We start from the raw sequence: 25,275 nt of genomic DNA on the forward strand, positions 1-25,275 counted from the left end.
CAGGCGCGATTGCCTGCGTAACAGGAGTGGTGATGTTTACTCGTATTCGCATTTCGACCACGTTGTTTTTGATATTGATACTTTGCGGCCTGTTACAGATTGGCAGCAACGGCCTCTCTTTCTGGGCCTTTCGCGACGGGCAACAAAACCTTGAGCAAATTGAACACAGTGGCCAGCAGCTTAGTTCGCTGATGGCGGCGCGAGCCGCACTGTTGCAGACCAGCCAGGTGTTGAATCGCACGGGCACGCTGACTGCGCTTGGCTATCCGCTTGATGAAATCAAAGCCGGGATGGTGGACGCGCGCCAGGCGCTCAAACTGGCCGACAGCGAATTTGCTGCTTTTAAGTCGATTGAACAACGCTCTACCGAATCGCGCCAGTTGGGCGAGCGGACAGAAGCCAGCTTCAACGCCTGGCGTAACGGCCTTGAGCATCAGGCCACCTGGCTCGAAACCAATCAGCTTGCCGATTTCCTTGGCTCGCCGGTGCAAAAAATGCAGGCCAGATTTGATGCGGATTACCAGGGCTGGCAGCGCCACATCGACGCGTACATTGATGATGCGCGAGCGGAAAGCCAGCGAGATTATCAGCGCTCACAGCTGATGTTTCTCTCCATGGTGGTGCTGGCGGTGCTGATCACCGCGGGTTCTCTGCTGTGGTCGCGGCGCATGATTGTGTCGCCGTTAAAAATTGTCAGCGATCATTTTGACAGCATTGCCAAAGGTGACCTTGCTCGCCCGATTGCGGTGTACGGAAAAAACGAAATCAGCGCGATTTTTGCCGGGCTGAAGGCGATGCAGGATGCGTTGCGCAACACCGTCAGTCAGGTTCGTCAAAGTAGCTACGCCATGCATACGGGCATTTCCGAAATTGCCGCAGGCAATAACGATCTCTCATCGCGTACCGAACAGCAGGCGGCATCACTGGCGGAAACGGCGGCCAGCATGGAACAGCTTACCGCGACTGTCGGGCAGAACGCTGATAACGCGCGTCAGGCATCCCTCCTTGCCAGCAACGCGGCGCATACCGCGCGGCAGGGGGGCGATCAGGCATTAAACGTCGCCCATACCATGCAAAGCATTGCCACCAGTTCACAGAAGATTGGCGACATCATCAGCGTGATTGATGGCATCGCCTTCCAGACCAACATTCTGGCTCTTAACGCGGCGGTAGAGGCGGCACGCGCGGGTGAACAGGGGCGCGGGTTTGCGGTGGTGGCGGGTGAGGTGCGCAACCTGGCAAGCCGCAGCGCCCAGGCGGCGAAAGAGATCAAAGTATTGATTGAAGAGTCGGTGGCCCGCGTACAGGAAGGATCGGCTCTGGTGGATACTGCCGCCAAAACGATGGGCGAAATTGTTCACTCGGTTACCCAGGTCAACGACATCATGGGCGAAATTGCCTCGGCGTCGGACGAGCAGCGTCGCGGCATTGAACAGGTAGCGCTTGCCGTCAGCCAGATGGATCAGGTGACGCAGCAAAACGCCGCGCTGGTGGAAGAAGGTGCCGCTGCAACGGAACAATTAACCGGGCAGGCCGATACACTCACTTCCCTGGTATCCGTATTTAAGATTGAAGAACTGAATACCGTTTCTCCTGAGCGAGTTGTGCCGAACGCACAGCCTGCGGTTTCCTGAACGTAATGAAAGAAGGCGCTATGACATCACTTCCCTCGTCGTTAACAACATCGATGACGCAGCGTCTCGAACTCTCCGACGCGCAGTTTCGTCGGATAAGCCAATTGATCCACCAGCGCGCGGGTATTGTGCTGGCCGATCATAAACGCGATATGGTTTACAACCGCCTGGTGCGGCGTTTACGCACGCTTGGGCTGGATGACTTTGGTCACTATTTATCGTTGCTGGAAGGGAATACCGAAAGCACCGAATGGCAGGCGTTTATTAACTCCCTGACTACCAACCTTACGGCTTTCTTTCGTGAGGCGCACCATTTCCCGACGCTTGCGGAGCATGCCGCAAAACGGCGTGGCGAATATCGTGTCTGGAGCGCCGCGGCTTCTACCGGCGAGGAACCTTATTCCATCGCTATGACGCTCGCCCAGACGCTCGGCAACGCGCCAGGGCGATGGAGGGTGTATGCCAGTGATATTGATACAGAAGTCCTTAATAAAGCGCAGGCTGGTATCTACCGACAGGAAGAGCTGAAAACCCTGACGCAACAGCAGCTACAAAACTGGTTCATGCGCGGCACTGGCCCGCATGCCGGGCTGGTAAAGGTGCGCCCGGAACTGAGCAATTTTGTTGATTTTTCCAGCGTCAATTTGCTGGAAAGGCATTACAACGTACCGGGGCCATTCGATGCGATTTTCTGTCGTAACGTAATGATCTATTTCGATAAAGCGACCCAGCAGGCAATCCTCCGCCGCTTTATTCCGCTGCTGAAACCGGGCGGATTACTGTTTGCCGGGCATTCGGAGAACTTCAGCCACCTCGTGCATGAATTCAGCCTGCGGGGGCAAACGGTTTACGCGCTGGGTAAGGAAAACGGATGAGTAAAATCAGGGTGCTGTCGGTGGATGATTCCGCATTGATGCGGCAAATCATGACCGAGATTATCAACAGCCACAGCGATATGGAAATGGTTGCCACTGCGCCAGACCCACTGGTGGCGCGCGATCTGATCAAAAAATTTAACCCCGATGTCCTGACGCTTGACGTCGAGATGCCACGCATGGATGGACTCGACTTTCTTGAGAAGCTGATGCGCCTGCGTCCGATGCCGGTGGTGATGGTTTCCTCACTGACGGGGAAAGGATCGGAAGTGACGCTGCGTGCGCTGGAGCTGGGGGCGGTGGATTTTGTCACCAAACCGCAGTTGGGTATTCGCGAAGGGATGCTTGCCTACAGCGAAATGATTGCCGACAAAGTGCGCGCGGCAGCGCGGGCGCAGATTTCCGCGCATAAAACGTTAATCGCGCCGGCGACCTTAAAAAGTGGCCCCTTGCTGAGCTCGGAAAAGCTGATTGCGATTGGCGCATCGACCGGCGGAACAGAGGCCATTCGGCACGTGTTGCAGCCGCTGCCGGTGACCAGCCCGGCGTTGTTGATTACCCAACATATGCCGCCAGGATTTACGCGATCGTTTGCCGATCGACTCAATAAGCTATGCCAGATTGGTGTGAAAGAAGCGGAAGACGGCGAACGCGTCCTGCCTGGACACGCCTATATTGCCCCCGGCGATCGCCATCTTGAACTGGCGCGTAGCGGGGCGAACTATCAAATCAAAATTCACGATGGGCCGGCGGTAAATCGCCATCGCCCGTCGGTGGATGTGTTGTTTCATTCTGTCGCTCAGCATGCGGGGCGTAATGCCGTTGGCGTCATCCTTACCGGGATGGGCAACGACGGGGCGGCAGGAATGCGGGCGATGCACCAGGCGGGTGCCTGGACCATCGCCCAGAACGAGGCGAGTTGTGTGGTGTTCGGCATGCCGCGCGAAGCCATCAATATGGGTGGCGTCAGCGAAGTGGTCGATCTCAGTCAGATAAGCCAGCAAATGCTGGCGAAAATCAGTGCCGGACAGGCAATACGTATATAACAGGAGAGAAGTGAATGGCGGATAAAGAGCTTAAGTTTTTGGTTGTGGATGACTTTTCCACCATGCGCCGCATTGTGCGTAACCTGCTAAAGGAGCTGGGATTTAATAATGTTGAAGAAGCGGAAGACGGTGTTGATGCGCTGAATAAACTGCAGGCGGGCGGCTTTGGCTTCGTGATTTCTGACTGGAACATGCCGAATATGGACGGACTGGAGCTGCTGAAAACTATTCGTAGCGATGGTGCAATGGCCGCGATGCCGGTGCTGATGGTGACCGCAGAAGCTAAAAAAGAGAATATCATTGCCGCCGCACAGGCCGGTGCCAGCGGCTATGTGGTGAAGCCGTTTACCGCCGCGACGCTTGAAGAGAAGCTGAATAAGATTTTCGAGAAGCTGGGCATCTGAGGAGATGACGATGATACACCCCCCCATTAAGCCCGATGACGAACACTCTGCTGCTGATATCATTGCGCGTATCGGCAGCCTGACCCGCATGCTGCGCGACAGCCTGCGCGAACTGGGGCTTGATCAAGCGATAGCTGAAGCGGCGGAAGCGATCCCGGATGCGCGCGATCGTCTGGACTATGTGGTGCAGATGACTGCGCAGGCCGCCGAACGCGCGCTGAACAGCGTCGAGGCATCGCAGCCGCACCAGGATACGCTTGAGAAAAACGCTAACGCCCTGAGTACGCGCTGGGATGTCTGGTTTGAAAACCCCATCGCGCTATCGGACGCGCGTGAGCTGGTCACCGACACGCGCCAGTATCTGCGAGACGTACCAGAGCACACCCGTTTTACCAATGCCCAACTGCTGGAAATTATGATGGCTCAGGATTTCCAGGATCTCACCGGTCAGGTTATCAAGCGGATGATGGATGTCATTCAGGAGATTGAGCGCCAGCTGTTAATGGTGTTGCTGGAAAACATGCCGGAACCGGCGTCACGCACTAAGCGTGAAAACGAAAGCCTGCTCAATGGCCCACAGGTGGACACCTCGAAAGCGGGCGTGGTCGCAAGCCAGGATCAGGTTGATGATTTGCTGGACAGTTTAGGATTCTGATTGATGCTGGGGGCGCTGGGCTCTGGCCGTTATACCTTTACGTATCTGCTGGCGTAATCCCTGCGGCGTAAACGGGGGAGTTCCCCCCGTTTTACGCCGCTTTTCCTCCGATTGTTCTTTCCCTCTCGCGTAATAATGACCGTGGATGAGTCTGTGAGAGCCACTGCGTGTCAGAAGAAAACGACGACAAAACAGAAGACCCCACACCCCAACGGTTAGAAAAGGCTCGGGAAGAGGGGCAAATTCCGCGTTCCCGCGAATTAACCTCGCTGTTGATCCTGCTGGTGGGTGTCTGCGTCATCTGGCTTGGCGGGGAGTCCCTCGCCCGGCGGTTAGCCAGTTTGCTCTCCTCCGGCCTGCGTTTTGATCATTCGATTATCAACGATCCCAATCTGATTCTGGGGCAGATAATCCTGCTACTGAAAGAGGCAATGCTGGCGCTGATGCCGCTGATTGTTGGCGTGGTGGTGGTGGCGCTGGTGGCTCCGGTGATGCTCGGCGGGCTGGTGTTCAGCACTAAATCGCTGGCGTTCAAACTCGACAAACTTAACCCGTTGCCGGGGATTAAGCGCATGTTCTCGGCGCAAACGGCGGCGGAACTGATGAAAGCGGTGATGAAATCGCTGCTGATGGGCAGCATGGCCGGGCTGTTCTTGTGGCTGCACTGGCCGGATATGATGCGGCTTATCAGTGAATCACCGCTGGTGGCGATGGGCAACGCGCTGAATATGGTCGGTTTTTGTGCCCTGCTGGTGGTGCTGGCGATTATCCCAATGGTGGGATTTGACGTCTTCTGGCAGATCTACAGCCACCTTAAAAAGCTGCGCATGTCGCGCCAGGACATTCGCGATGAATTTAAGCAGAGCGAAGGCGACCCGCACGTGAAGGGGCGCATTCGCCAGATGCAGCGCGCAGCGGCGCGGCGGCGAATGATGGCGGACGTCCCGAAGGCGGATGTCATCGTTAATAACCCGACGCACTATTCGGTGGCGTTGCAGTACGACGAAAACAAAATGAGCGCCCCGCGCGTGGTGGCAAAAGGTGCCGGGCTGGTGGCGCTGCGCATTCGTGAACTGGGCGAAGAAAACCGCGTACCGATGTTAGAAGCCCCACCGCTGGCACGTGCGCTCTATCGTCACGCGGAAGTAGGGCAGCAAATTCCCGGTCAGCTGTATGCCGCCGTGGCGGAAGTACTGGCCTGGGTCTGGCAGCTAAAACGCTGGCGTCTGGCGGGCGGAACACCGCCGAAAAAACCTGATAACCTGCCGGTGCCCGAGGCGCTGGATTTTTTGAATGAGAAGGACTCTGATGGCTAATCTGGCTGCAATGCTGCGTCTGCCCGACAATTTTAAATCGACCCAGTGGCAGGTTCTCGCCGGGCCGGTGTTGATCCTGCTGATTTTGTCGATGATGGTGCTGCCGCTGCCCGCATTCGTTCTCGACCTGCTGTTTACCTTCAACATCGCGCTGTCGATTATGGTGCTGCTGGTGGCAATGTTCACCCAGCGGACGCTGGAGTTTGCCGCCTTCCCAACTATCCTTCTCTTTACTACGCTGCTGCGTCTGGCGCTCAACGTGGCATCAACACGTATCATCCTGATGGAAGGGCATACTGGCGGCGCGGCGGCGGGGAAAGTCGTGGAAGCCTTCGGGCACTTCCTGGTCGGTGGTAACTTTGCTATCGGTATCGTGGTGTTCATCATTCTGGTGATTATCAACTTTATGGTGATCACCAAAGGTGCCGGGCGTATCGCCGAAGTGGGGGCGCGCTTTGTGCTGGACGGCATGCCCGGCAAACAGATGGCGATTGACGCGGATCTCAATGCCGGGATTATCGGCGAAGAAGAGGCCAAAAAGCGCCGTAGCGAAGTGACGCAAGAAGCTGATTTCTACGGCTCGATGGACGGGGCAAGTAAGTTTGTGCGCGGCGATGCCATCGCCGGGATCCTGATCATGGTCATTAATATTATCGGTGGCCTGCTGGTGGGGGTTTTACAGCACGGGCTGCCGATGGGCAAAGCGGCGGAATCCTACACCCTGCTGACAATCGGTGATGGCCTTGTGGCGCAGATCCCGGCGCTGGTTATCTCTACCGCAGCGGGCGTGATTGTGACCCGCGTCAGCACCGAGCAGGATGTGGGCCAGCAGATGGTCGGCCAGCTGTTCAGCAATCCGCGCGTGATGATGCTCAGTGCCGCGGTGTTAGGCCTGCTTGGGCTGGTGCCAGGGATGCCAAACTTTGTCTTCCTGCTGTTTACTGCTGCACTGCTCGGGCTCGCCTGGTGGCTGCGTGGACGCGAAATGAAAGCACCGGAACCGGCACCGCAAACCAAACCCGTGGAGAACACGCAGGCGGTCGAGGCTACCTGGAATGATGTACAGCTGGAAGACACGCTGGGCATGGAGGTGGGCTATCGCCTGATCCCAATGGTGGATTTCCAGCAGGATGGCGAACTGCTGGGGCGTATTCGCAGCATTCGTAAAAAATTCGCCCAGGAAATGGGCTTCCTGCCGCCGGTGGTGCACATCCGTGACAATATGGATCTGCCGCCTGCGCGCTATCGCATTATGCTTAAAGGTGTTGAGATTGGCAGCGGTGAGGCTTATCCGGGGCGCTGGCTGGCGATTAACCCCGGCACGGCGGCGGGTACGCTGCCCGGCGAGGTGACGGTCGATCCCGCATTCGGGCTGGCGGCGATTTGGATTGAGAATGCGTTAAAAGAGCAGGCGCAAATTCAGGGCTTTACAGTGGTAGAGGCCAGTACCGTGGTCGCCACACATCTTAACCATTTGATAAGTCAGCACTCTGCGGAGCTGTTTGGGCGTCAGGAAGCACAGCAACTGCTGGATCGCGTCACCCAGGAGATGCCTAAACTGACGGAAGATCTGGTACCGGGCGTGGTCACGCTCACCACGCTGCACAAGGTGCTGCAGAATCTGCTTGATGAAAAAGTGCCGATTCGCGATATGCGCACCATTCTGGAGACACTGGCGGAACACGCGCCGGTGCAGCACGATCCGAATGAGCTGACGGCGGTGGTGCGCGTAGCGCTGGGGCGGGCTATCACTCAGCGCTGGTTCCCTGGCAGCGATGAAGTGCAGGTGATTGGCCTGGATGTGCCGCTGGAACGTCTGTTGCTGCAGGCATTACAGAGCGGCGGCGGCCTGGAGCCGGGGCTGGCGGATAGATTACTGGCGCAAACCCAGGAGGCGCTGGCGCGTCAGGAGATGCTCGGCGCACCGCCGGTGCTGCTGGTGAATCATGCATTGCGTCCGCTGTTGTCGCGCTTCTTACGCCGCAGCCTGCCGCAACTGGTGGTGCTCTCAAGCCTGGAACTCTCGGACAACCGTAATATCCGCATGACCGCGACGATTGGCGGTAAATGATGATGAAGTCGCTGCTGTTATTGTGTTTGCCCCTCACCGTTCACGCAGCGGGAGAGGGGGCCTGGCAGGCCAGCCGCGCGGGAATGACGCTGAACTATCGCGGTGAAGCGGCATCCTCTCTACCGCTGAGTGCGACTCAGCCTGTCGCGGGCAAAATGACGCTGGTCGCGTGGCGCTATGAGCTTATCGGGCCAACGCCTGCTGGTTTACAAACGCGCCTGTGCTCATCAACGCGCTGTGTCGAGCTGGACGGTCAGAGTGGAACGACACACGCGTTCAATAGCGTGACTGCAATGGAATCACTGCGCTTTATCTGGCAAGTGCCCGGAGGCGGTAGGTTGATTCCGCCACTGAAAATTCGTCGTTACGAGGTGATTGTGAATTATCGCTAGTTGTGCTTTCTTTCGCCATCTGCCTCGCCAATCTGTAGCGCGTCTCGCATTTCTGGTCCCTTCTTTTGATTGAAAAGAAACGTTGTTTTATAAATCAGTGAAGCACGTGCCACCACTCTTTGCATTTTTGCCAGTGAATGGATTCCGCTGGCAATAATGGAAAGGTATCAAGCTTTGCATGATTTTACTGTAGCCGTGTCAGTCCTCCCTTTGCATGTCAGGGGGGCTTTTAAAAAGCACAGGATCCACGGCGATGAAAACACGAAAAATTGGATTAGCTAACTACCTTGCCTACGGGTCAGGGGATTTTCTCGGCGCAGGCACCACTGCGTTAACGGCAGCCTGGCTGCTCTATTTCTACACCACCTTTTGCGGCTTGACGCCGATTGAAGCCACGTTCATTTTTGCGACGGCACGCGTGCTTGATGCCGTTGTCAGTCCGCTGATGGGCTTCTTAACCGATAACTTTGGCTCGACCTGGCTTGGAAAACGCTTTGGTCGTCGTAAGTTCTTTATTCTGCTCGGCATTCCCTGCGTCTTCAGCTACTCCTTCATGTGGGTCGGCGATATGGGATTCTGGTATTACCTGCTGACGTATCTGATCTTCGATATTGTCTACACCATGATTCTGGTGCCGTATGAAACGCTGGTGCCGGAAATGACCGACGACTTCAAACAGAAAACCAAGTTCTCCGGCGCGCGTATTTCTATGGCGCAGATGTCGGCGATTCTGGCCTCTTTCCTGCCGGGTATTCTGCTGACCACCTTCGGCAAAGACAACGCCATCTCCTTCTTCTACGCAAGTCTGGTCTTCTCGGTGCTGTGCGCGATGATGCTGACATTTGTCTGGTTCTTTACCTGGGAGCGCCCGCGTGAAGAGTGGACGGAAGCTGCGCTGCGTGCGGAAGAGGAGAAAAAACACCTGACGTTTGCGCAGAGCATGAGCCGGTTGATCACCGAACTGACCTCTACGCTGCGGATAAAAATTTTCCGCCAGCACCTGGGCATGTACCTCGGTGGCTATATCGCGCAGGACGTTTTTAACGCGGTGTTTACCTACTACGTCGTCTTTGTGCTGATGCAGGAAGCCTCCGTGGCCTCTAATCTGCTGGGCACCATGGCTATCTTCCAGTTTATTGCGGTTATCGCCATGATCCCGCTGTGCATCCGCTTCGGGCCTGCGCCGTCTTACCGCATGGTGGTGGTGCTGTTTGGTCTGGGTTCACTCTCTTACGCGATGCTTTATTACGCGGGTATGAGCGACGTCTATTCTCTGTTGCTGCTGATCTCAGCGATTGCCGGGTTGGGACGCGGTGGTATCAACTATGTGCCGTGGAACACTTATACCTACATTTCTGACGTTGATGAGGTAATTACCGGCCAGCGCCGTGAAGGGATCTTCGCGGGCATCATGACGCTGACGCGTAAAGCATCTCAGGCGGGCGCGGTAATGCTGGTGGGTATCATCATGCAGATGTCGGGTTTCGTCTCCGGGCAAAAAGTTCAGCCGCCGGAAGTGAGCCACACCATCCTGATGATCTTAAGCTTCGGCACCATTCTGGTACTGGCCTGTGGCTTCCTTGTCTCCTTGCGTTTCAAACTGAATCTGAAAACGCACAGCGTGCTGCGTGAAGAGACGGCGAAAATGCGTGAGTCTGGACGCGTGATGCCGGAAAGCATCACTCCGGATGCTCGCGCTACGGTCGAAATGCTGGCAGGGATGCCCTATGAATCCCTGTGGGGCAACAACAATATTGGTTATTTGAATCGTAACAAGCCTGCTGCGCCATCGCTTAAGCAGGGTGTCACATTGAATTCGACTTATCACAGAGGTTAATGGATATGAAAGTTTGGCCGGTAAAACACAGCGCGTTATTACGTCAACCTGAGCGTTTTATCTCCCGGGAAGAACTGAAGGCTTTGATCCAGACGGTGACCAACAATCTGGTCAGCATTAAGGATGAAACCGGTCAGTTCCTGCTGCGCCTCGACGATGGCCGCGTGATCGATACCAAAGGTTGGGCAGGTTGGGAGTGGACGCACGGCGTCGGTCTGTACGGTATTCATCAGTACTTCCAGCAGACCGGCGATGTGGCGATGCGTGACATCATCGACAACTGGTTCGCCGATCGCTTTGCCGAGGGGGCAACCACCAAAAACGTCAACACTATGGCACCGTTCCTGACGCTGGCGTATCGCTATGAAGAGACCGGTAACCCGGCGTATTTGCCGTGGCTCGATAGCTGGGCTGAGTGGGCGATGAACGAAATGCCGCGCACCAATCACGGCGGCATGCAGCACATTACGCTGGCGGAGGAAAACCATCAACAGATGTGGGATGACACGCTGATGATGACCGTACTGCCGCTGGCGAAAATTGGTAAATTGCTCAATCGACCGGAATATGTTGAAGAGGCGGTCTATCAGTTCCTGCTGCATGTACAGAATCTGATGGACCGTGAGACGGGTCTCTGGTTCCATGGCTGGACATACGAAGGTCAGCATAACTTCGCCAACGCTCGTTGGGCGCGCGGCAATAGCTGGCTGACGATTGTGATCCCTGACTTCCTGGAACTGGTGGATTTGCCGGAAAACAACGCCGTGCGTCGTTATCTGGTGCAGGTGCTGAATGCGCAGATTGAGGCGCTGGCGAAATGCCAGGACGAAAGCGGGCTGTGGCACACGCTGCTCGACGATCCGAACTCTTATCTGGAGGCGTCTGCAACGGCGGGGTTTGCCTACGGGATCCTCAAAGCCGTGCGTAAGCGCTACGTGGGGGCAGAGTATGCGGACGTGGCGGAAAAAGCGATTAAAGGGATTGTGAAACACATTTCGCCGGAAGGGGAACTGCTGCAAACCTCATTTGGCACCGGGATGGGTTCGAATCTCGATTTCTATCGCGAGATCCCGCTGACCTCTATGCCTTACGGCCAGGCGATGGCGATTTTGTGTCTGACGGAGTATCTGCGCAAGTATTTTTGATTGTGTAACGTGCCGGATGCGCTTTGCTTATCCGGCCTACCGGGACGGTGCCTATTTTGTCGCCCACATCAGGCAAGAATAACGCGCACCAGGGCTGCAATTAAAAAACCCGGCTTTCGCCGGGTTTTTTTTGTTACATCCGTTCTACCGTCTCAATACCCAACGTATCCAGACCGGTTTTCAGCGTTTTCGCCGTCAGCAACGCCAGTTTCAGACGGCTGTTACGAATAGATTCGCTTTCAGCGGTCAGGATCGGGCAGTGCTCGTAGAAACCAGAGAACAGACCTGCCAGGTCGTACAGGTAGGCACACATGACGTGCGGTGTACCTTCACGCGCGACCACATTGAGGGTTTCTTCGAATTGCAGAAGGCGTGCGGCCAGCTGGGCTTCACGATCTTCTTTAATCTCAACCGTTGCGTTCAGCAGCTCGCGCTCTTCCATTCCTGCTTTACGGAACACGGAAAGCACGCGAGTGTAGGCATACTGCATATACGGCGCAGTGTTCCCTTCGAACGCCAGCATGTTGTCCCAGTCGAAGATGTAATCGGTGGTACGGTTTTTAGAGAGATCCGCATATTTCACCGCGCCGATGCCGACTGCATTGGCCAGTTTTTCCAGCTCTTCAGCTGGCATATCCGGGTTCTTCTCGGCGACCAGACGACGGGCACGTTCCAGCGCTTCGTCCAGCAGATCTGCCAGTTTAACGGTACCACCTGCGCGGGTTTTGAACGGCTTACCGTCTTTACCCAGCATCATACCGAACATGTGGTGTTCCAGCGGTACGGACTCCGGTACATAACCGGCTTTACGTACGATGGTCCATGCCTGCATCAGGTGCTGATGCTGACGGGAGTCGATGTAGTACAGCACGCGGTCGGCATGCAGGGTTTCATAACGGTATTTCGCGCAGGCGATATCGGTGGTGGTGTAGAGGTAGCCGCCATCCTTTTTCTGGATGATGACGCCCATAGGTTCACCTTCTTTGTTCTTGAACTCGTCAAGGAACACCACGGTTGCGCCTTCGCTCTCAACGGCCATGCCTTTCGCTTTAAGGTCAGCTACGACGCCCGGCAGCATTGGGTTGTAGAGGCTTTCACCCATCACGTCATCGCGGGTGAGTGTCACGTTCAGACGGTTATAGGTGATCTGGTTTTGGGTCATGGTGATATCGACCAGCTTGCGCCACATCTCGCGGAAGTATTCATCGCCGCTCTGCAGTTTCACCACGTAGCTACGCGCGCGCTCGGCAAACGCTTCGTCTTCGTCGTAGTGTTTTTTCGCATCACGATAGAAACCTTCGAGGTCAGCCAGTTCCATTTCACCGGCGTTTTCCTGCTGCTGTTTTTCAAGCCACGCGATCAGCATGCCGAACTGGGTACCCCAGTCGCCGACGTGGTTTGCGCGGATCACTTTGTGGCCCAGCAGTTCCAGGGTACGCACCGAGGCATCACCGATAATGGTGGAGCGCAGGTGACCCACGTGCATCTCTTTCGCCACGTTAGGCGCAGAGTAGTCAACCACGATGGTTTGTGGTGCAGGCTGGGTAATGCCCAGACGATCGGAAGCCAGCGCGTTGTTGACGTGCTCGGCCAGGAAGGCCGGATCGAGGAAAATATTGATAAACCCCGGGCCTGCGATTTCAACTTTGCTGGCGATGCCGGTAAGGTCGAGGTGAGACAGGACCTGCTCTGCCAGTTGTCGCGGCGCCATGCCCAGTTTTTTCGCAACCGCCATCACGCCGTTAGCCTGATAGTCGCCGAACTGTACTTTTGCTGACTGACGAACCTGTGGTTCGCAATCGGCAGGCGCGCCTGCCGCAATCAGGGCCTGGCTAACCTTTTCTGAGAGAAGAGCCTGAATATTCACCGAAATACCTTACATTGAAAGACGTGGCATCCCGTTAAGAGCCGCGTCGGGTGTGGATAAATTAAGGCGGGAGTATACTGCATTTGCCTGATGGCGTCAGCATCAGGGACGCGTTACAAACCGTCAGATGCGCCTGCACGATTAATGAATAACCACTCATGTCGCCGCCGATCTTGGTTCACCGCGAACAACAGGGTAGATTAGCGCCTTTATTGCAAACGGGAGTGGGAAAATGGCTAACTGGCAGACAATTGAAGAACTGAATGATATTTCCGCGGATCTCCCGCGTTTCGTTCAGGCATTAACAGAACTTTCCACTCGCCTGGGTTTAAACATCACCCCGCTCGATGCTGACCATATTTCGCTACGCTGTCATCAAAATGCCACCGCTGAGCGCTGGCGTCGCGGGCTGGAGCAGTGCGGTGAACTGCTTTCAGAGAATATCATCAATGGCCGCCCCATCTGCCTGTTTAAACTGCGAGAACCTGTGTGCGTGGCGCACTGGCAATTCAGCGTGGTCGAGCTTCCCTGGCCGGGCGAAAAGCGCTATCCCCACGAGGGTTGGGAGCATATTGAAATTGTGCTGCCGGGAGAACCGGAAACCTTAAATGCCCGCGCGTTAGCGCTAATGAGCGATGAAGGGCTAAGCCAGCCGGGGATTGTTGTAAAAACCAGCTCGCCGAAAGGGGAGAAGGAGCGCCTGCCCAATCCGACCCTGGCCGTGACCGACGGTAAAGTCACCCTCAAATTTCATCCCTGGACGATTGAAGCGATCGTGGCCAGCGAACAGGCAGTGTAACAATGTGAAGTGACGCGGGGTCTGGATCCGCGAACCGTGTCATGATCCGCCCGGTTTTGAGTTATGGAGAATCGAATGACAGTGCTGGAGATATGCTGTTACAGCATGGAGTGCGCGCTGAGCGCAGAAAAAAACGGTGCCGATCGCATCGAATTGTGTGCCGCGCCGCTGGAGGGCGGGCTGACGCCTTCTTATGGTGTGTTGAAATCCACGCGAGAGCAGGTGTCGATTCCGGTACATCCGATCATTCGCCCGCGCGGCGGGGATTTTTGCTACACCGACGGTGAGTTTCAGGCGATGCTCAATGATGTGCGTACCGTTCGCGAGCTGGGTTTCCCCGGCCTGGTGATTGGCGTGCTGGATGAAGACGGTCACGTTGATAGCGCGCGGATGCAGCAAATTATGGCGGCGGCGGGGCCATTAGCGGTGACTTTTCATCGCGCGTTTGATATGTGCGCAGATCCCCTGCAAGCCATTGATACGCTGGCAGAACTGGGTGTGGCAAGAGTGCTTACCTCCGGGCAAAAAGCGTCAGCGGAAAAAGGTCTTGCATTAATTCGGGAACTTATTGCCCGTGCCGATGCTCCAATCATTATGGCGGGGGCAGGAGTCAGGGCCAGCAACCTTGAACTGTTTCTTGAGGCGGGCGTGAAAGAAGTTCACAGCTCTGCCGGGCAGTGGATCCCCTCGGCAATGCGTTATCGTAATCCGGGGCTCTCCATGTCAACAGACCCGGACGCGGATGAGTACTCACGCTATGCTGTCGACGCCGCCGCCGTTGCGCAAATGAAGGCGATTATCGCTCACCACGCCGGCTAACCGATTTTTACCGCGCATCATGTCGCCCAATATGATGTTTGCTTGTACCAGGCCCCTGCCCATTCAACAGGGGCCTTTTTTTATCTGCCAATCCGCGCGACGCGGCAATATTTGACAGTGTACATAAATGTACAAATGCACTAATATTGTTCGTATATTAATAGTGATTAATGCCACGAGGTCGCAGGAGGATATATGGCAAGCGTGCACAAGCAGCATGAAAAAAGTGCAATTGATACCAGCAGGGCGCTGCCCGTGGTGTTTCGTATCCTCGATAAATGGCAATGCACCACCGATGAACAGTTAAAACTGCTGGGGGTGAGCTCACGTTCAACATTGAACAAATATAAAGAAGTGAGCGGGGGCATTCGTTTAAGTGCGGACACGCTTGAGCGGATGAGCTACATCCTCAATATTCATAAGTGCCTGCGCGTGTTGTTCACCGCGGAAGACAGTGTTTATGGCTGGGTGCGTAAACCCAATAATCATCCTTTCTTCGCCGGGCGTTCGGCAATGGAGGTGATGAGCGGAGGTCGGGTTGCCGACCTTTACGAAGTTGCCACACGCCTTCAGGCCTGGCGAGGGGGAATGGCTTGATTAATGACGCCCCCATCTTCACCACCTTCAAAAGCGCAACGGCGTATCGCATTATCCCCAGCCGTTATCCCACTATCGATTTATTTGAAGATGTTGCCAGTAATGATGAATTAGAAGCCGTATGGGCGGTCGAAGCCATTACCAACGAGCGGTTGCAGGAACAAGTGGGCACGTTATCAAGAGTGCCAAAACAAGACTGGCTTGTTGGCGTCCATGGCTGTAGCTATGTTATGGCGGCGTTTACGCATGTGAACCCGGAAGGCGCACGTTTCACCACCGGGGATTTCGGCGGGTATTACTGCGCGCCGCAGCTTGATACGGCGGTGAAAGAGACGGTGTACCATCAGGAGCGTATTTTTGGTTACACCAATGAGCCGGCGCAGAAAGTTCAGATGCGGGTGCTTTACACGGAGTTTGATGCCACGCTGGTGGATATCACCCAGGAGCCTTACCTCTCATCTTCGATTTATCATGCCACTGATTACAGCCAGTCGAAGGCCTTTGCGCAGCAACAGAAGGCGCAAAATGTGGACGGCATTCACTATTGTTCCGTCCGCCATGCCGGACACAGCTGTTATGTGCTGTATCGGCCTTGTCTGGTAACGAAGATCCTTCAGACCGAGCACCTGGAATATCACTGGAACGGCAGATCGATTTCCAACATTCTCAGCATCCGGTTGTACGGGGATTAGTGGTGCGGTATTGCGGTGGGTGAAATGTCGGATGCGGCTTCGCCTTATCCGACCTACGATGCTTTGTAGGCCTGATAAGCGCAGCGCATCAGGCATGGTGCAGGCGGTGGAATTGTCGGATGCGGCTTCGCCTTATCCGACCTACGATACTTTGTAGGCCTGATAAGCGCAGCGCATCAGGCGTGTTACGCCCGGCGAAATTATCGGATACCTTCCGTAGGCCTGATAAGCGAAGCGCCATCAGGCGTTGCGAAGGAGTTAAGGTTTTTTGGCAATCAACACCGCGCGGAGCGGGGCCGGGTAACCTTCAACGGTTTTTGTCGGATCGTTCGGGTCAAGGAAGTCGGCCAGTGACTCGGTTACCATCCACTCGGTACGACGCTGTTCTTCCGTGGACGTTACAGACATATCCACAATACGCACATCAACAAAGCCGCATTTCTCCAGCCAGTTTTTTAATGCCGGGGCAGAGGGAATGAAATAAACGTTACGCATCTGCGCGTAGCGATCGCCGGGCACCAGCACCGTATTTTCGTCACCTTCTACCACCAGCGTTTCCAGCACCAGTTCACCTTCGCTCACCAGTTGATCTTTCAGCTGCCAAAGGTGTTCCAGCGGCGAGCGGCGATGATACAGCACGCCCATTGAGAACACGGTATCAAAGGCTTTCAGCGCCGGAAGTTGCTCAATGCCGAGCGGCAACAGGTGCGCGCGTTGGTCATTTCCCAGCAGTTTGCGTACGGCTTCAAACTGACACAGGAATAACTGGGTAGGGTCGATTCCCACCGCCAGATGCGCACCCGCGCCAATCATGCGCCACATGTGATAACCGCTGCCGCAGCCGACGTCCAGAATGGTGCGCCCGGTCAGGTCGGAAAGATGCGGCAGTACGCGTTCCCATTTCCAGTCAGAGCGCCATTCGGTATCAATATTCACGCCATAAAGTGAATACGGGCCTTTGCGCCACGGCATTAGGTTGCGCATCAGCGTATCAATACGTTTGATTTGCCCATCGCTGAGTGGCGTTTCACTCTCGGCGGTCACGCTGTGCAGCAGATCCAGTTTCCACGGGGTGATTTCGGGCAGGAACTCAACGGCGTTTGACCACTGCTTAAACAACCCGTGCTGATCGCGCTGCCAGGCGGCAATCTGCGCAGGGAGGGTTTCCAGCCAGTGGGAGAGGTGATTTTTCGCAATCAGCTGGTAAAAATTGCCGAACTCAATCATGCCGCCGCTCCCGCTTTCAACGCCACCAGTGAACCGAAGTTGAAACACTGGAACCACAATTCGCTATGTTCAAACCCGGCCTGGCTCAGACGTGCTTTATGGGTTTCGACGGAATCGGTGAGCATCACGTTTTCCAGCATGCTACGTTTCTGGCTGATCTCCAGTTCACTGTAGCCATTGGCGCGTTTGAAATCGTGGTGCATGTTGAACAACAGTTCACCGACGGTCGCATCTTCGAAGCTGAATTTTTCCGACAGCACCAGCGCGCCACCCGGATTCAACCCTTTGTAGATTTTGTTCAGTAGCGCCTGACGTTCAGCGGGTTCAAGGAATTGCAGAGTGAAGTTGAGCACCACCATCGAAGCGTTCTCAATCTCGATATCACGAATATCACCCTCAATCACCTCAACCGGCGTTGGCGCTTTATAGGCATCAATATGGCGACGGCAACGTTCCACCATCGCCGGCGAGTTATCCACCGCGATAATCTTGCTGCTCTCATGGGCAATGTTTCGGCGAATGGAGAGCGTTGCCGCACCCAACGAGCAGCCGAGATCGTAGACATTCGTTGCCGGCTGCACAAAGCGTTCCGCCAGCATGCCGATCATTGAGATGATATTGGAGTAGCCAGGGACGGAGCGTTGGATCATATCCGGGAAGACTTCGGCTACCCGTTCATCAAAGGTCCAGTCGCCGAGACGGGCAATTGGCGCAGAAAAAAGCGTGTCGCGGTGAGACATAACGTAAAATCCGAAAAAAACGAAAACGGCGTATTGTGCGCTAACGGAGTGAGAAAACCAACTCCCACGGCAGATACCACAGATTTGCCAGTACCATAAGCAGAAGCGAAATGTACGTCGCGCTCATGCCAGAGCGACGCCAGCGGAAAAGGCGATGGTGAAAACCATAATAATGCATTAAACGACCTGTCAGCAGCAGAATTCCGCACAGGTGAACCATCCAGGTTTCCGCACCGTTCATTTCCATAAACAGCAACAGAATCACGCCGATGGGGATATATTCCACCGCATTTCCGTGGATCCGAATTGCGCTTTGTAGTTCGCTAAAGCCGCCGTCACCGTAGGCGACGCGGTATTGCATACGCAGGCGAACGACATCGAAGGAAAACTTGATCAACAACAGTGCGGCCAGTACGGCATAAAGCGCACTTACCATACAAACTCCCTTTCTCGCTGGCAGATGGCATTCACTATGATAGGTAGGATTATCAAAAAAGAGAAGATTGTTGTGGGATCGCGGGTGCAGAACCAATTTCCGGCAAGGCCGTTTGCAGGTCATGCCAGAGCGCGTCAACCAGCTCCAGCGCCTGGGCAATATCGGGTGTATGTAAAAACAGATAAGGTGTGGTGGCGGTTGTCCATTCGGGAAGTTTCTTCAACCATGCGGCAAAAAATGCCTGATTCTGCGCCATATCATCGCTACCGATAAACCGGACCATCGGATTTTGGGCGGTGACAATGGCGTGCACCGGCACTTTCGGCTTCTTACGCTGGGCGTCAATAATAGCCTCGCTGTGCGGCACGGCGGCATGCACCGGGCGACTGTCGAGAACAGTGCGATTGACGCCGCGTTCTATCAACCCGCGATTCAGTTGCTGCTCGGCGTCGCCTTTATCGAAAAACTGTGGATGGCGCACCTCTATGCCGTAGGTGAAATTTTTCGGCAGGCTATCGAGGAAAGCCCACAAAACCGGGAGATCCTGTGGGCCAAACGTGGCGGGCAACTGGAGCCAGTATTGCCCAATCCTGTCTTCCAGCGGCGACATCCGCTGGAAAAATTCTGTCGTCAGGTCACCGCAGTGGCGGAGTTTTGCTTCGTGGGAAATGGTCGCCGGAAATTTAAAACAGAAGCGAAAATCGTCGCGCGTTTGCTCGCGCCAGCGGGTGACGATTTCCGCTTTCGGTAGGGCATAGAGCGTGGTATTGCCCTCGACGCAGTTAAAGTAGCGGGCATAATCCTCCAGCCCGCTGATGCCCAGGCGTCCCCATTTGGGATGTGACCACTGCGGCAGACCGATGTAAATCATAGTGCCTGAACTATCTCCTCAGTGCTGCGCACGCGGGCGATGCGCGGGAAAATATGCGTCATGCTGCCCTGGTGTTGCTCCGAACTGGCGGCGCTGCAGGCGTCTTCAGCGATGATCAGATTAAAGCCCAGTTCCCAGGCGTTGCGCGCGGTGGATTCCACGCCAATATTGGTGGAAATGCCGCACAGAATAATGGTGTCGATACCGCGACGGCGCAGCTGTAATTCCAGGTCGGTGCCATAAAATGCGCCCCACTGGCGTTTTGTCACTTCGATATCGCTCTCGTGTTTGCCAAGCGCCTGCGGATAGGCCCACCAGTTGTCTGGCAAAGCATGCGCGCCCGCCTGTGCATCAACCGGTTGTTTCAGCGCCTCAGCAAAATCAGCAGACCAGCCCACGCGCACCATCACTACCGGCGCACCGGCTGCGCGGCTCTTTTCCGCCAGTCTAGCCGCGCGGGTGACGACATCACTCGCAGAATGGGGGCCACCAGCAAAAGGCAAAATGCCTTCCTGGAGGTCAATAATCACCAGCGCGGTTTTTTTCGCATCAATATTCAACATCACGTTTCTCATCTAAACAGGCAAACAGAGCAATACCTTACGACGCCTGAGCGGTTATCAGCGGGTTCTATTTTGTTAATTTTTGTGAGTCTGCGCAATAAGCGTTCAGCAAACGTGCGTATAAAGCGCGCCGGGCTTATCGCCAGCGAGAATTTCCAGTATAATAGCCCCCTTTTTTCATCCAGTAGTGACATTCAGCTAAAGCTGCGACAGTTGTGCCTGCGGCTAAGTTAAGGGATATCTCATGCGTACAGAATATTGCGGACAGCTTCGACCGTCCCACGTTGGGCAGCAGGTGACTCTGTGTGGTTGGGTCAACCGTCGTCGTGATCTCGGTAGCCTTATCTTCATTGATATGCGTGACCGCGAAGGCATCGTGCAGGTGTTTTTCGATCCGGATCGTGCCGATGCATTAAAGCTGGCCTCCGAACTGCGTAATGAGTTCTGCATTCAGGTCACCGGCACCGTGCGTGCGCGTGACGAGAAAAACGTCAACGCCGACATGGCCACCGGTGAAATCGAAGTGCTGGCGTCTGATCTGACCATCATCAACCGTTCAGACTCACTGCCGCTGGATTCAAACCACGTTAACACCGAAGAAGCGCGTCTGAAGTACCGCTATCTCGACCTGCGTCGCCCGGAAATGGCGCAACGCCTGAAAACCCGCGCGAAAATCACCAGCTTCGTACGTCGCTTTATGGACGACCACGGTTTCCTCGATATCGAAACCCCGATGCTGACCAAAGCGACCCCGGAAGGCGCGCGCGATTACCTGGTACCTTCTCGCGTACACAAAGGTAAATTCTACGCGCTGCCGCAGTCTCCGCAGCTGTTCAAACAGTTGCTGATGATGTCCGGTTTCGACCGCTACTATCAGATTGTAAAATGCTTCCGTGACGAAGACCTGCGTGCTGACCGTCAGCCGGAGTTCACCCAGATCGACGTTGAGACCTCCTTCATGACGGCACCGCAGGTGCGTGAAGTGATGGAAGCGATGGTGCGTCAGTTATGGCTGGAAATCAAAGGCGTGGATCTGGGTGATTTCCCGATCATGACCTTTGCCGAAGCTGAACGCCGTTACGGTTCCGATAAACCGGATCTGCGTAACCCGATGGAGCTGGTCGACGTGGCTGACCTGCTGAAAGACGTTGAGTTTGCAGTCTTCGCCGGCCCGGCAAACGACCCGAAAGGCCGCGTTGCTGCGCTGCGTGTACCGGGCGGTGCTGCACTGACCCGTAAGCTCATCGACGAATACGGCAACTTCGTGAAGATCTACGGCGCGAAAGGTCTGGCTTATATTAAAGTCAACGAACGTGCTAAAGGTCTCGAAGGCATCAACAGCCCGGTGGCGAAATTCCTGAATGCGGAAATCGTAGAAGCGATTCTTGAGCGCACCGGCGCACAAGATGGCGACATGATCTTCTTCGGCGCGGACAACAAAAAAGTGGTTGCCGATGCGCTGGGCGCACTGCGTCTGAAACTGGGTAAAGATCTTAACCTGACCGACGAGTCCAAATGGGCACCGCTGTGGGTTATCGACTTCCCGATGTTCGAAGACGACGGTGAAGGCGGCCTGACGGCGATGCACCACCCGTTCACCTCGCCGAAAGACATGACCGCTGACGAACTGAAAGCGGCGCCGGAAGACGCGGTAGCCAACGCGTACGACATGGTTATCAACGGCTATGAAGTGGGTGGCGGTTCCGTGCGTATCCACCGCGGCGAAATGCAGCAGACTGTATTCGGCATTCTGGGGATCAACGAACAGGAACAGCGCGAAAAATTCGGCTTCCTGCTCGACGCCCTGAAATACGGTACGCCGCCGCACGCGGGTCTGGCATTCGGTCTTGACCGTTTGACCATGCTGCTGACCGGCACCGATAACATCCGTGACGTTATCGCCTTCCCGAAAACCACGGCAGCCGCTTGTCTGATGACCGAAGCCCCAAGCTTCGCGAATCCGGCTTCTCTGGCGGAACTGAACATTCAGGTCGTGGCGAAGGAAGCAAAAGAGTCTGCGGAGAACAAGTAATATGTCATTCAAGCGTCCCGTTTCGATTCTCGTGGTGATTTATGCCGAGGACACGAAGCGGGTGCTGATGCTACAGCGGCGCGATGATCCTGATTTCTGGCAGTCGGTTACCGGCAGCGTGGAAGAGGGGGAAACCGCGTCGCAGGCCGCCGCGCGTGAAGTAAAGGAAGAGGTCTCTGTCGATATTTTCGCGGAGCGTCTGAATCTTATGGATTGTCAGCGTACGGTGGAGTTTGAAATTTTCAGTCATTTACGTCATCGCTATGCACCGGGTGTCATGCGCAATACCGAATCCTGGTTTTGCCTTGCGCTCCCTCACGAACGGGAGATCGTGTTCACTGAACATTTGACCTACCGCTGGGTTAATGCTGTGGACGCCGCGGCATTAACCAAGTCGTGGAGCAACCGGCAGGCGATTGAAGAGTTTGTAATTAACGCCGCCTGATAGGGCGCGCTTTTTGAGGAAATATTTATGGCAGGTCATAGTAAATGGGCCAACACCAAACACCGCAAAGCGGCACAGGATGCCAAGCGCGGTAAAATCTTCACCAAAATCATTCGTGAGCTGGTAACGGCTGCGCGTCTGGGCGGCGGCGATCCGGGTTCCAACCCGCGTCTGCGTGCGGCAATCGATAAAGCGCTGTCTAATAACATGACGCGTGATACCCTGAACCGTGCTATCGCACGTGGCGTGGGCGGTGATGATGATGCGAACATGGAAACCATCATTTATGAAGGTTATGGCCCTGGCGGTACTGCGGTTATGGTTGAATGTCTGTCTGACAACCGTAACCGTACCGTTGCGGAAGTGCGTCACGCATTCACCAAAACCGGTGGCAACCTGGGCACTGATGGTTCCGTTGCTTACCTGTTCAGCAAAAAAGGCGTGATCTCCTTCGAGAAAGGCGACGAAGATGCGATCATGGAAGCGGCGCTGGAAGCCGGTGCAGAAGACGTTGTGACCTTCGACGATGGCGCAATCGACGTCTACACCGCGTGGGAAGAGATGGGCGCAGTCCGTGATGCGCTGGAAGCCGCTGGCCTGAAAGCCGATGAAGCCGAAGTCTCCATGATCCCATCCACCAAAGCAGACATGGACGCAGAAACGGCGCCAAAACTGCTGCGTCTGATCGACATGCTGGAAGATTGTGATGACGTGCAGGAAGTCTACCATAACGGTGAAATCTCTGATGAGGTAGCAGCGACTCTGTAATGGAGCCGTTCACTCAACAACCGGAGGTGCGTGTTGTCGATAATTCTCGGGATTGACCCCGGCTCACGCATCACCGGTTACGGCGTCATCCGCCAGGTTGGCAGGCAGCTTACCTATCTCGGTAGCGGCTGCATTCGAACCAAAGTGGATGACCTGCCATCCCGCCTGAAGCTTATTTACGCTGGCGTCAGCGAAATTATCACCCAGTTTCAGCCTGATTATTTTGCCATTGAGCAGGTCTTTATGGCGAAGAACGCCGACTCCGCGTTAAAGCTGGGGCAGGCGCGCGGCGTGGCGATTGTCGCGGCGGTGAATCAGGATCTCCCGGTGTTTGAGTACGCTGCCCGTCAGGTTAAGCAAACCGTCGTGGGTATCGGTAGTGCGGAAAAAAGCCAGGTGCAGCACATGGTGCGCACCTTGCTGAAACTGCCCGCGAATCCTCAGGCTGATGCCGCCGATGCGCTGGCGATTGCCATCACCCACTGCCATGTCAGCCAGAATGCGATGCAAATGAGCGAATCGCGGCTGAATCTGGCGCGTGGGCGACTGCGTTAGTTATATCGTCTCAGCCAGTTCTGGCTGAGACGTTTCTATCCCTTTTGCATCAATCAGCACTAAATTCGGATGATGCCACAAGCTGGCTGGCGTCACGGTTTTTCGCTCCCATGGAATTGAACCCAGAAACCAGAATTTCCAGAAGGTGAGTTTGGCGTTCGGGTAAACAGATAATAATTTACTGAATGATTCAATATCTCCGACATTTATCGATAAGGCATGTTTATAAATATCAAACACAAACTTTGAGCAAAATTGGCGGGAAGAGTCGTAATTAAAGCCAGTATGATAAAGTTTATGTAATCGGGAGGGGACTTGCTCAATAAGCGCTTTTTTTTGTGATTCGTCCAGGCCTCCTTTTAGGCGTTTTATCGCAAAACGATGGCAGGCTGAACGTGCAATAAATCGGGTTAAGGTGGTCGTGGTGGAGAGTGGAACGCGGCTTTCAGCAACCAGATAGTCACTTCCATCGTGACCAATTATTATTCCGACGTGATTACACCAACACTGCGAGGCTTCTGATATTTGACCAAACAGACGTGTTCCTATTGTTGTAAAAACAATATCGCCTACTTCATATTTATCAGATTTATAAAATTCCATTGTACAAGTCCCTTATTTTCACAAACGATATAGTGAATAACACAAATTGCAATGAGCAGAAAGGCTTGTGCACGTTTTTTATTAATACATAATTTTGTTAAATGGTAATAGTAAGAAGATTTTATTTCCTGATGAATATTTTATCGCCGGAGGTTCAGACAATGGCGGTGGTGATGCTAGTTTCTGCTTTTTCTTCATCCCTCGCTGGATATCTATCCAGCATTTTTTTATGATACACCTTTGTATCAGAGCCATTAACGCAGGAGCGTCATGTGATAGGCAGACTCAGAGGCATCATCATTGAAAAACAACCCCCGTTAGTACTGCTGGAAACGGGCGGCGTCGGCTATGAAGTCCATATGCCGATGACCTGCTTCTATGAGCTGCCGGAAGCGGGGCAGGAAGCCATCATCTTCACCCACTTCGTGGTGCGTGAAGATGCCCAACTGCTGTACGGCTTTAACAACAAACAGGAACGTACCCTGTTTAAAGAATTGATTAAGACCAATGGCGTAGGGCCTAAACTGGCGCTGGCCATCCTCTCCGGTATGTCGGCGCAGCAGTTCGTCAATGCCGTTGAGCGCGAAGAACTTGGCGCACTGGTGAAACTGCCGGGCATTGGTAAAAAAACCGCCGAGCGTTTGATTGTCGAAATGAAAGACCGCTTCAAAGGTCTGCACGGTGACCTGTTTACCCCTGCCGCTGACCTGGTGCTCACCTCTCCGGCAAGCCCGGCGACGGATGATGCAGAGCAGGAAGCGGTTGCCGCGCTGGTGGCACTGGGCTATAAACCTCAGGAAGCCAGCCGGATGATCAGCAAAATTGCGCGTCCGGATGCCAATAGCGAAACATTGATCCGCGAAGCGTTACGCGCTGCGCTGTGAGG

Annotated in this window: 26 protein-coding genes; 19 read left to right on the forward strand and 7 right to left on the reverse strand. The window is 54.8% G+C overall.

The window, feature by feature from the left end; translation table 11 throughout:
- The first annotated feature begins 32 nt into the window (after positions 1 to 32).
- The 10 genes from DBY68_RS12520 (at position 33) to DBY68_RS12565 (ending at position 11,375) form a co-directional block, all read left to right on the forward strand.
- Positions 33 to 1,634 carry a methyl-accepting chemotaxis protein gene (locus DBY68_RS12520; RefSeq protein ID WP_108475276.1) on the forward strand — a complete coding sequence of 534 codons (1,602 nt, stop codon included), beginning with the start codon at positions 33 to 35 and terminating at the stop codon, positions 1,632 to 1,634.
- A gap of 20 nt (positions 1,635 to 1,654) precedes the next feature.
- Entirely contained in the window at positions 1,655 to 2,509 is an 855-nt protein-coding gene (gene cheR / locus DBY68_RS12525) for a protein-glutamate O-methyltransferase CheR (RefSeq protein ID WP_108475277.1), read from the forward strand.
- Positions 2,506 to 3,555: a chemotaxis response regulator protein-glutamate methylesterase gene (locus DBY68_RS12530; protein WP_108475278.1), complete on the forward strand. Its 1,050-nt coding sequence runs from the start codon at positions 2,506 to 2,508 to the stop codon at positions 3,553 to 3,555. Before cheR ends, DBY68_RS12530 begins: the two co-directional genes overlap by 4 nt.
- Before the next feature lie 14 nt (positions 3,556 to 3,569).
- Positions 3,570 to 3,959: a chemotaxis response regulator CheY gene (cheY, locus tag DBY68_RS12535; RefSeq protein ID WP_108475279.1), complete on the forward strand. Its 390-nt coding sequence runs from the start codon at positions 3,570 to 3,572 to the stop codon at positions 3,957 to 3,959.
- A 10-nt stretch (positions 3,960 to 3,969) separates the two neighbouring features.
- On the forward strand, positions 3,970 to 4,614 hold the full coding sequence (gene cheZ / locus DBY68_RS12540; RefSeq protein WP_108475280.1) for a protein phosphatase CheZ: 645 nt from the start codon (positions 3,970 to 3,972) through the stop codon (positions 4,612 to 4,614).
- 167 nt (positions 4,615 to 4,781) lie between these two features.
- A complete protein-coding gene (flhB, locus tag DBY68_RS12545; protein WP_015964003.1) occupies positions 4,782 to 5,930 on the forward strand; it encodes a flagellar biosynthesis protein FlhB in 1,149 nt (382 codons plus the stop codon).
- Complete coding sequence (flhA, locus tag DBY68_RS12550; RefSeq protein ID WP_108475281.1) at positions 5,923 to 8,001, forward strand: flagellar biosynthesis protein FlhA; 2,079 nt, start codon at positions 5,923 to 5,925, stop codon at positions 7,999 to 8,001. The genes flhB and flhA overlap by 8 nt, the downstream gene beginning before the upstream one ends.
- Positions 8,001 to 8,393, forward strand: a complete 393-nt coding sequence (locus tag DBY68_RS12555; RefSeq protein WP_108475384.1) for a flagellar protein FlhE — start codon at positions 8,001 to 8,003, stop codon at positions 8,391 to 8,393. Before flhA ends, DBY68_RS12555 begins: the two co-directional genes overlap by 1 nt.
- 253 nt (positions 8,394 to 8,646) lie before the next feature.
- On the forward strand, positions 8,647 to 10,230 hold the full coding sequence (locus DBY68_RS12560) for an MFS transporter (protein ID WP_108475282.1): 1,584 nt from the start codon (positions 8,647 to 8,649) through the stop codon (positions 10,228 to 10,230).
- Positions 10,231 to 10,235: 5 nt separating this feature from the next.
- Entirely contained in the window at positions 10,236 to 11,375 is a 1,140-nt protein-coding gene (locus DBY68_RS12565; protein ID WP_108475385.1) for a glycoside hydrolase family 105 protein, read from the forward strand.
- A gap of 133 nt (positions 11,376 to 11,508) precedes the next feature.
- Here the strand turns inward: DBY68_RS12565 and argS are convergent, their stop codons facing one another.
- Positions 11,509 to 13,242, reverse strand: a complete 1,734-nt coding sequence (gene argS / locus DBY68_RS12570) for an arginine--tRNA ligase (RefSeq protein ID WP_108475283.1) — start codon at positions 13,240 to 13,242, stop codon at positions 11,509 to 11,511.
- Positions 13,243 to 13,474: 232 nt separating this feature from the next.
- Between argS and DBY68_RS12575 the strand changes: the two genes are divergently transcribed.
- The 4 genes from DBY68_RS12575 (at position 13,475) to DBY68_RS12590 (ending at position 16,149) form a co-directional block, all read left to right on the forward strand.
- Entirely contained in the window at positions 13,475 to 14,041 is a 567-nt protein-coding gene (locus tag DBY68_RS12575) for a VOC family protein (protein WP_108475284.1), read from the forward strand.
- 75 nt (positions 14,042 to 14,116) lie between these two features.
- Positions 14,117 to 14,860, forward strand: coding sequence for a copper homeostasis protein CutC (cutC, locus tag DBY68_RS12580; protein ID WP_108475285.1), 744 nt, complete (start codon positions 14,117 to 14,119; stop codon positions 14,858 to 14,860).
- A 195-nt stretch (positions 14,861 to 15,055) separates the two neighbouring features.
- Positions 15,056 to 15,457, forward strand: coding sequence for an MbcA/ParS/Xre antitoxin family protein (locus DBY68_RS12585; RefSeq protein WP_108475286.1), 402 nt, complete (start codon positions 15,056 to 15,058; stop codon positions 15,455 to 15,457).
- Positions 15,454 to 16,149 carry an RES family NAD+ phosphorylase gene (locus DBY68_RS12590; RefSeq protein ID WP_108475287.1) on the forward strand — a complete coding sequence of 232 codons (696 nt, stop codon included), beginning with the start codon at positions 15,454 to 15,456 and terminating at the stop codon, positions 16,147 to 16,149. Before DBY68_RS12585 ends, DBY68_RS12590 begins: the two co-directional genes overlap by 4 nt.
- 258 nt (positions 16,150 to 16,407) lie before the next feature.
- Here the strand turns inward: DBY68_RS12590 and cmoB are convergent, their stop codons facing one another.
- From cmoB to DBY68_RS12615, 5 genes are read right to left on the reverse strand one after another with little or no spacing between them, the layout of a single operon-like run.
- A complete protein-coding gene (gene cmoB / locus DBY68_RS12595) occupies positions 16,408 to 17,376 on the reverse strand; it encodes a tRNA 5-methoxyuridine(34)/uridine 5-oxyacetic acid(34) synthase CmoB (RefSeq protein ID WP_108475288.1) in 969 nt (322 codons plus the stop codon).
- Positions 17,373 to 18,116, reverse strand: coding sequence for a carboxy-S-adenosyl-L-methionine synthase CmoA (gene cmoA / locus DBY68_RS12600; protein WP_108475289.1), 744 nt, complete (start codon positions 18,114 to 18,116; stop codon positions 17,373 to 17,375). Before cmoA ends, cmoB begins: the two co-directional genes overlap by 4 nt.
- A 40-nt stretch (positions 18,117 to 18,156) precedes the next feature.
- Positions 18,157 to 18,552: an MAPEG family protein gene (locus DBY68_RS12605; protein ID WP_108475290.1), complete on the reverse strand. Its 396-nt coding sequence runs from the start codon at positions 18,550 to 18,552 to the stop codon at positions 18,157 to 18,159.
- A 52-nt stretch (positions 18,553 to 18,604) separates the two neighbouring features.
- Positions 18,605 to 19,423: a DUF72 domain-containing protein gene (locus DBY68_RS12610; RefSeq protein ID WP_108475291.1), complete on the reverse strand. Its 819-nt coding sequence runs from the start codon at positions 19,421 to 19,423 to the stop codon at positions 18,605 to 18,607.
- Positions 19,420 to 19,986, reverse strand: coding sequence for a hydrolase (locus DBY68_RS12615; RefSeq protein ID WP_108475386.1), 567 nt, complete (start codon positions 19,984 to 19,986; stop codon positions 19,420 to 19,422). Before DBY68_RS12615 ends, DBY68_RS12610 begins: the two co-directional genes overlap by 4 nt.
- 244 nt (positions 19,987 to 20,230) lie before the next feature.
- Here DBY68_RS12615 and aspS point away from each other — a divergent pair, with 244 nt between their 5' ends.
- From aspS to ruvC, 4 genes are read left to right on the forward strand one after another with little or no spacing between them, the layout of a single operon-like run.
- On the forward strand, positions 20,231 to 22,018 hold the full coding sequence (aspS, locus tag DBY68_RS12625) for an aspartate--tRNA ligase (RefSeq protein WP_108475293.1): 1,788 nt from the start codon (positions 20,231 to 20,233) through the stop codon (positions 22,016 to 22,018).
- 1 nt (position 22,019) lies between these two features.
- Entirely contained in the window at positions 22,020 to 22,463 is a 444-nt protein-coding gene (gene nudB, locus DBY68_RS12630; RefSeq protein ID WP_108475294.1) for a dihydroneopterin triphosphate diphosphatase, read from the forward strand.
- Positions 22,464 to 22,490: 27 nt separating this feature from the next.
- The gene (locus tag DBY68_RS12635) at positions 22,491 to 23,231 is read left to right on the forward strand and encodes a YebC/PmpR family DNA-binding transcriptional regulator (RefSeq protein ID WP_108475295.1); all 741 of its coding nucleotides are present in this window, start codon (positions 22,491 to 22,493) and stop codon (positions 23,229 to 23,231) included.
- 33 nt (positions 23,232 to 23,264) lie between these two features.
- Positions 23,265 to 23,786, forward strand: a complete 522-nt coding sequence (gene ruvC, locus DBY68_RS12640; protein WP_006176048.1) for a crossover junction endodeoxyribonuclease RuvC — start codon at positions 23,265 to 23,267, stop codon at positions 23,784 to 23,786.
- Here the strand turns inward: ruvC and DBY68_RS12645 are convergent, their stop codons facing one another.
- The gene (locus DBY68_RS12645) at positions 23,787 to 24,389 is read right to left on the reverse strand and encodes a YebB family permuted papain-like enzyme (protein ID WP_108475296.1); all 603 of its coding nucleotides are present in this window, start codon (positions 24,387 to 24,389) and stop codon (positions 23,787 to 23,789) included.
- Between the two features lie 272 nt (positions 24,390 to 24,661).
- On the opposite strand from DBY68_RS12645, the gene ruvA reads away from it, so the two are divergent.
- Positions 24,662 to 25,273 carry a Holliday junction branch migration protein RuvA gene (gene ruvA / locus DBY68_RS12650; protein WP_108475297.1) on the forward strand — a complete coding sequence of 204 codons (612 nt, stop codon included), beginning with the start codon at positions 24,662 to 24,664 and terminating at the stop codon, positions 25,271 to 25,273.
- Positions 25,274 to 25,275 lie beyond the last annotated feature (2 nt).

This window comes from Pseudocitrobacter sp. RIT415, from assembly GCF_003057695.2.
Classification (GTDB): Bacteria; Pseudomonadota; Gammaproteobacteria; order Enterobacterales; family Enterobacteriaceae; genus Pseudocitrobacter; species Pseudocitrobacter faecalis.

What these genes read in the sequence shown, in the direction of transcription:
- cmoA (WP_108475289.1), bottom strand. Translation starts at nt 18,116, where the DNA reads ATGTCTCACCGCGACACGCTTTTTTCTGCGCCAATTGCCCGTCTCGGC.
- flhA (WP_108475281.1), top strand. Translation starts at nt 5,923, where the DNA reads ATGGCTAATCTGGCTGCAATGCTGCGTCTGCCCGACAATTTTAAATCG.
- DBY68_RS12560 (WP_108475282.1), top strand. Translation starts at nt 8,647, where the DNA reads ATGAAAACACGAAAAATTGGATTAGCTAACTACCTTGCCTACGGGTCA.
- DBY68_RS12615 (WP_108475386.1), bottom strand. Translation starts at nt 19,986, where the DNA reads ATGTTGAATATTGATGCGAAAAAAACCGCGCTGGTGATTATTGACCTC.
- DBY68_RS12605 (WP_108475290.1), bottom strand. Translation starts at nt 18,552, where the DNA reads ATGGTAAGTGCGCTTTATGCCGTACTGGCCGCACTGTTGTTGATCAAG.
- DBY68_RS12555 (WP_108475384.1), top strand. Translation starts at nt 8,001, where the DNA reads ATGATGAAGTCGCTGCTGTTATTGTGTTTGCCCCTCACCGTTCACGCA.
- DBY68_RS12575 (WP_108475284.1), top strand. Translation starts at nt 13,475, where the DNA reads ATGGCTAACTGGCAGACAATTGAAGAACTGAATGATATTTCCGCGGAT.
- cmoB (WP_108475288.1), bottom strand. Translation starts at nt 17,376, where the DNA reads ATGATTGAGTTCGGCAATTTTTACCAGCTGATTGCGAAAAATCACCTC.
- DBY68_RS12645 (WP_108475296.1), bottom strand. Translation starts at nt 24,389, where the DNA reads ATGGAATTTTATAAATCTGATAAATATGAAGTAGGCGATATTGTTTTT.
- cheR (WP_108475277.1), top strand. Translation starts at nt 1,655, where the DNA reads ATGACATCACTTCCCTCGTCGTTAACAACATCGATGACGCAGCGTCTC.
- DBY68_RS12520 (WP_108475276.1), top strand. Translation starts at nt 33, where the DNA reads ATGTTTACTCGTATTCGCATTTCGACCACGTTGTTTTTGATATTGATA.
- cutC (WP_108475285.1), top strand. Translation starts at nt 14,117, where the DNA reads ATGACAGTGCTGGAGATATGCTGTTACAGCATGGAGTGCGCGCTGAGC.
- DBY68_RS12610 (WP_108475291.1), bottom strand. Translation starts at nt 19,423, where the DNA reads ATGATTTACATCGGTCTGCCGCAGTGGTCACATCCCAAATGGGGACGC.
- cheZ (WP_108475280.1), top strand. Translation starts at nt 3,970, where the DNA reads ATGATACACCCCCCCATTAAGCCCGATGACGAACACTCTGCTGCTGAT.
- cheY (WP_108475279.1), top strand. Translation starts at nt 3,570, where the DNA reads ATGGCGGATAAAGAGCTTAAGTTTTTGGTTGTGGATGACTTTTCCACC.
- DBY68_RS12530 (WP_108475278.1), top strand. Translation starts at nt 2,506, where the DNA reads ATGAGTAAAATCAGGGTGCTGTCGGTGGATGATTCCGCATTGATGCGG.
- DBY68_RS12565 (WP_108475385.1), top strand. Translation starts at nt 10,236, where the DNA reads ATGAAAGTTTGGCCGGTAAAACACAGCGCGTTATTACGTCAACCTGAG.
- DBY68_RS12635 (WP_108475295.1), top strand. Translation starts at nt 22,491, where the DNA reads ATGGCAGGTCATAGTAAATGGGCCAACACCAAACACCGCAAAGCGGCA.
- nudB (WP_108475294.1), top strand. Translation starts at nt 22,020, where the DNA reads ATGTCATTCAAGCGTCCCGTTTCGATTCTCGTGGTGATTTATGCCGAG.
- aspS (WP_108475293.1), top strand. Translation starts at nt 20,231, where the DNA reads ATGCGTACAGAATATTGCGGACAGCTTCGACCGTCCCACGTTGGGCAG.
- DBY68_RS12585 (WP_108475286.1), top strand. Translation starts at nt 15,056, where the DNA reads ATGGCAAGCGTGCACAAGCAGCATGAAAAAAGTGCAATTGATACCAGC.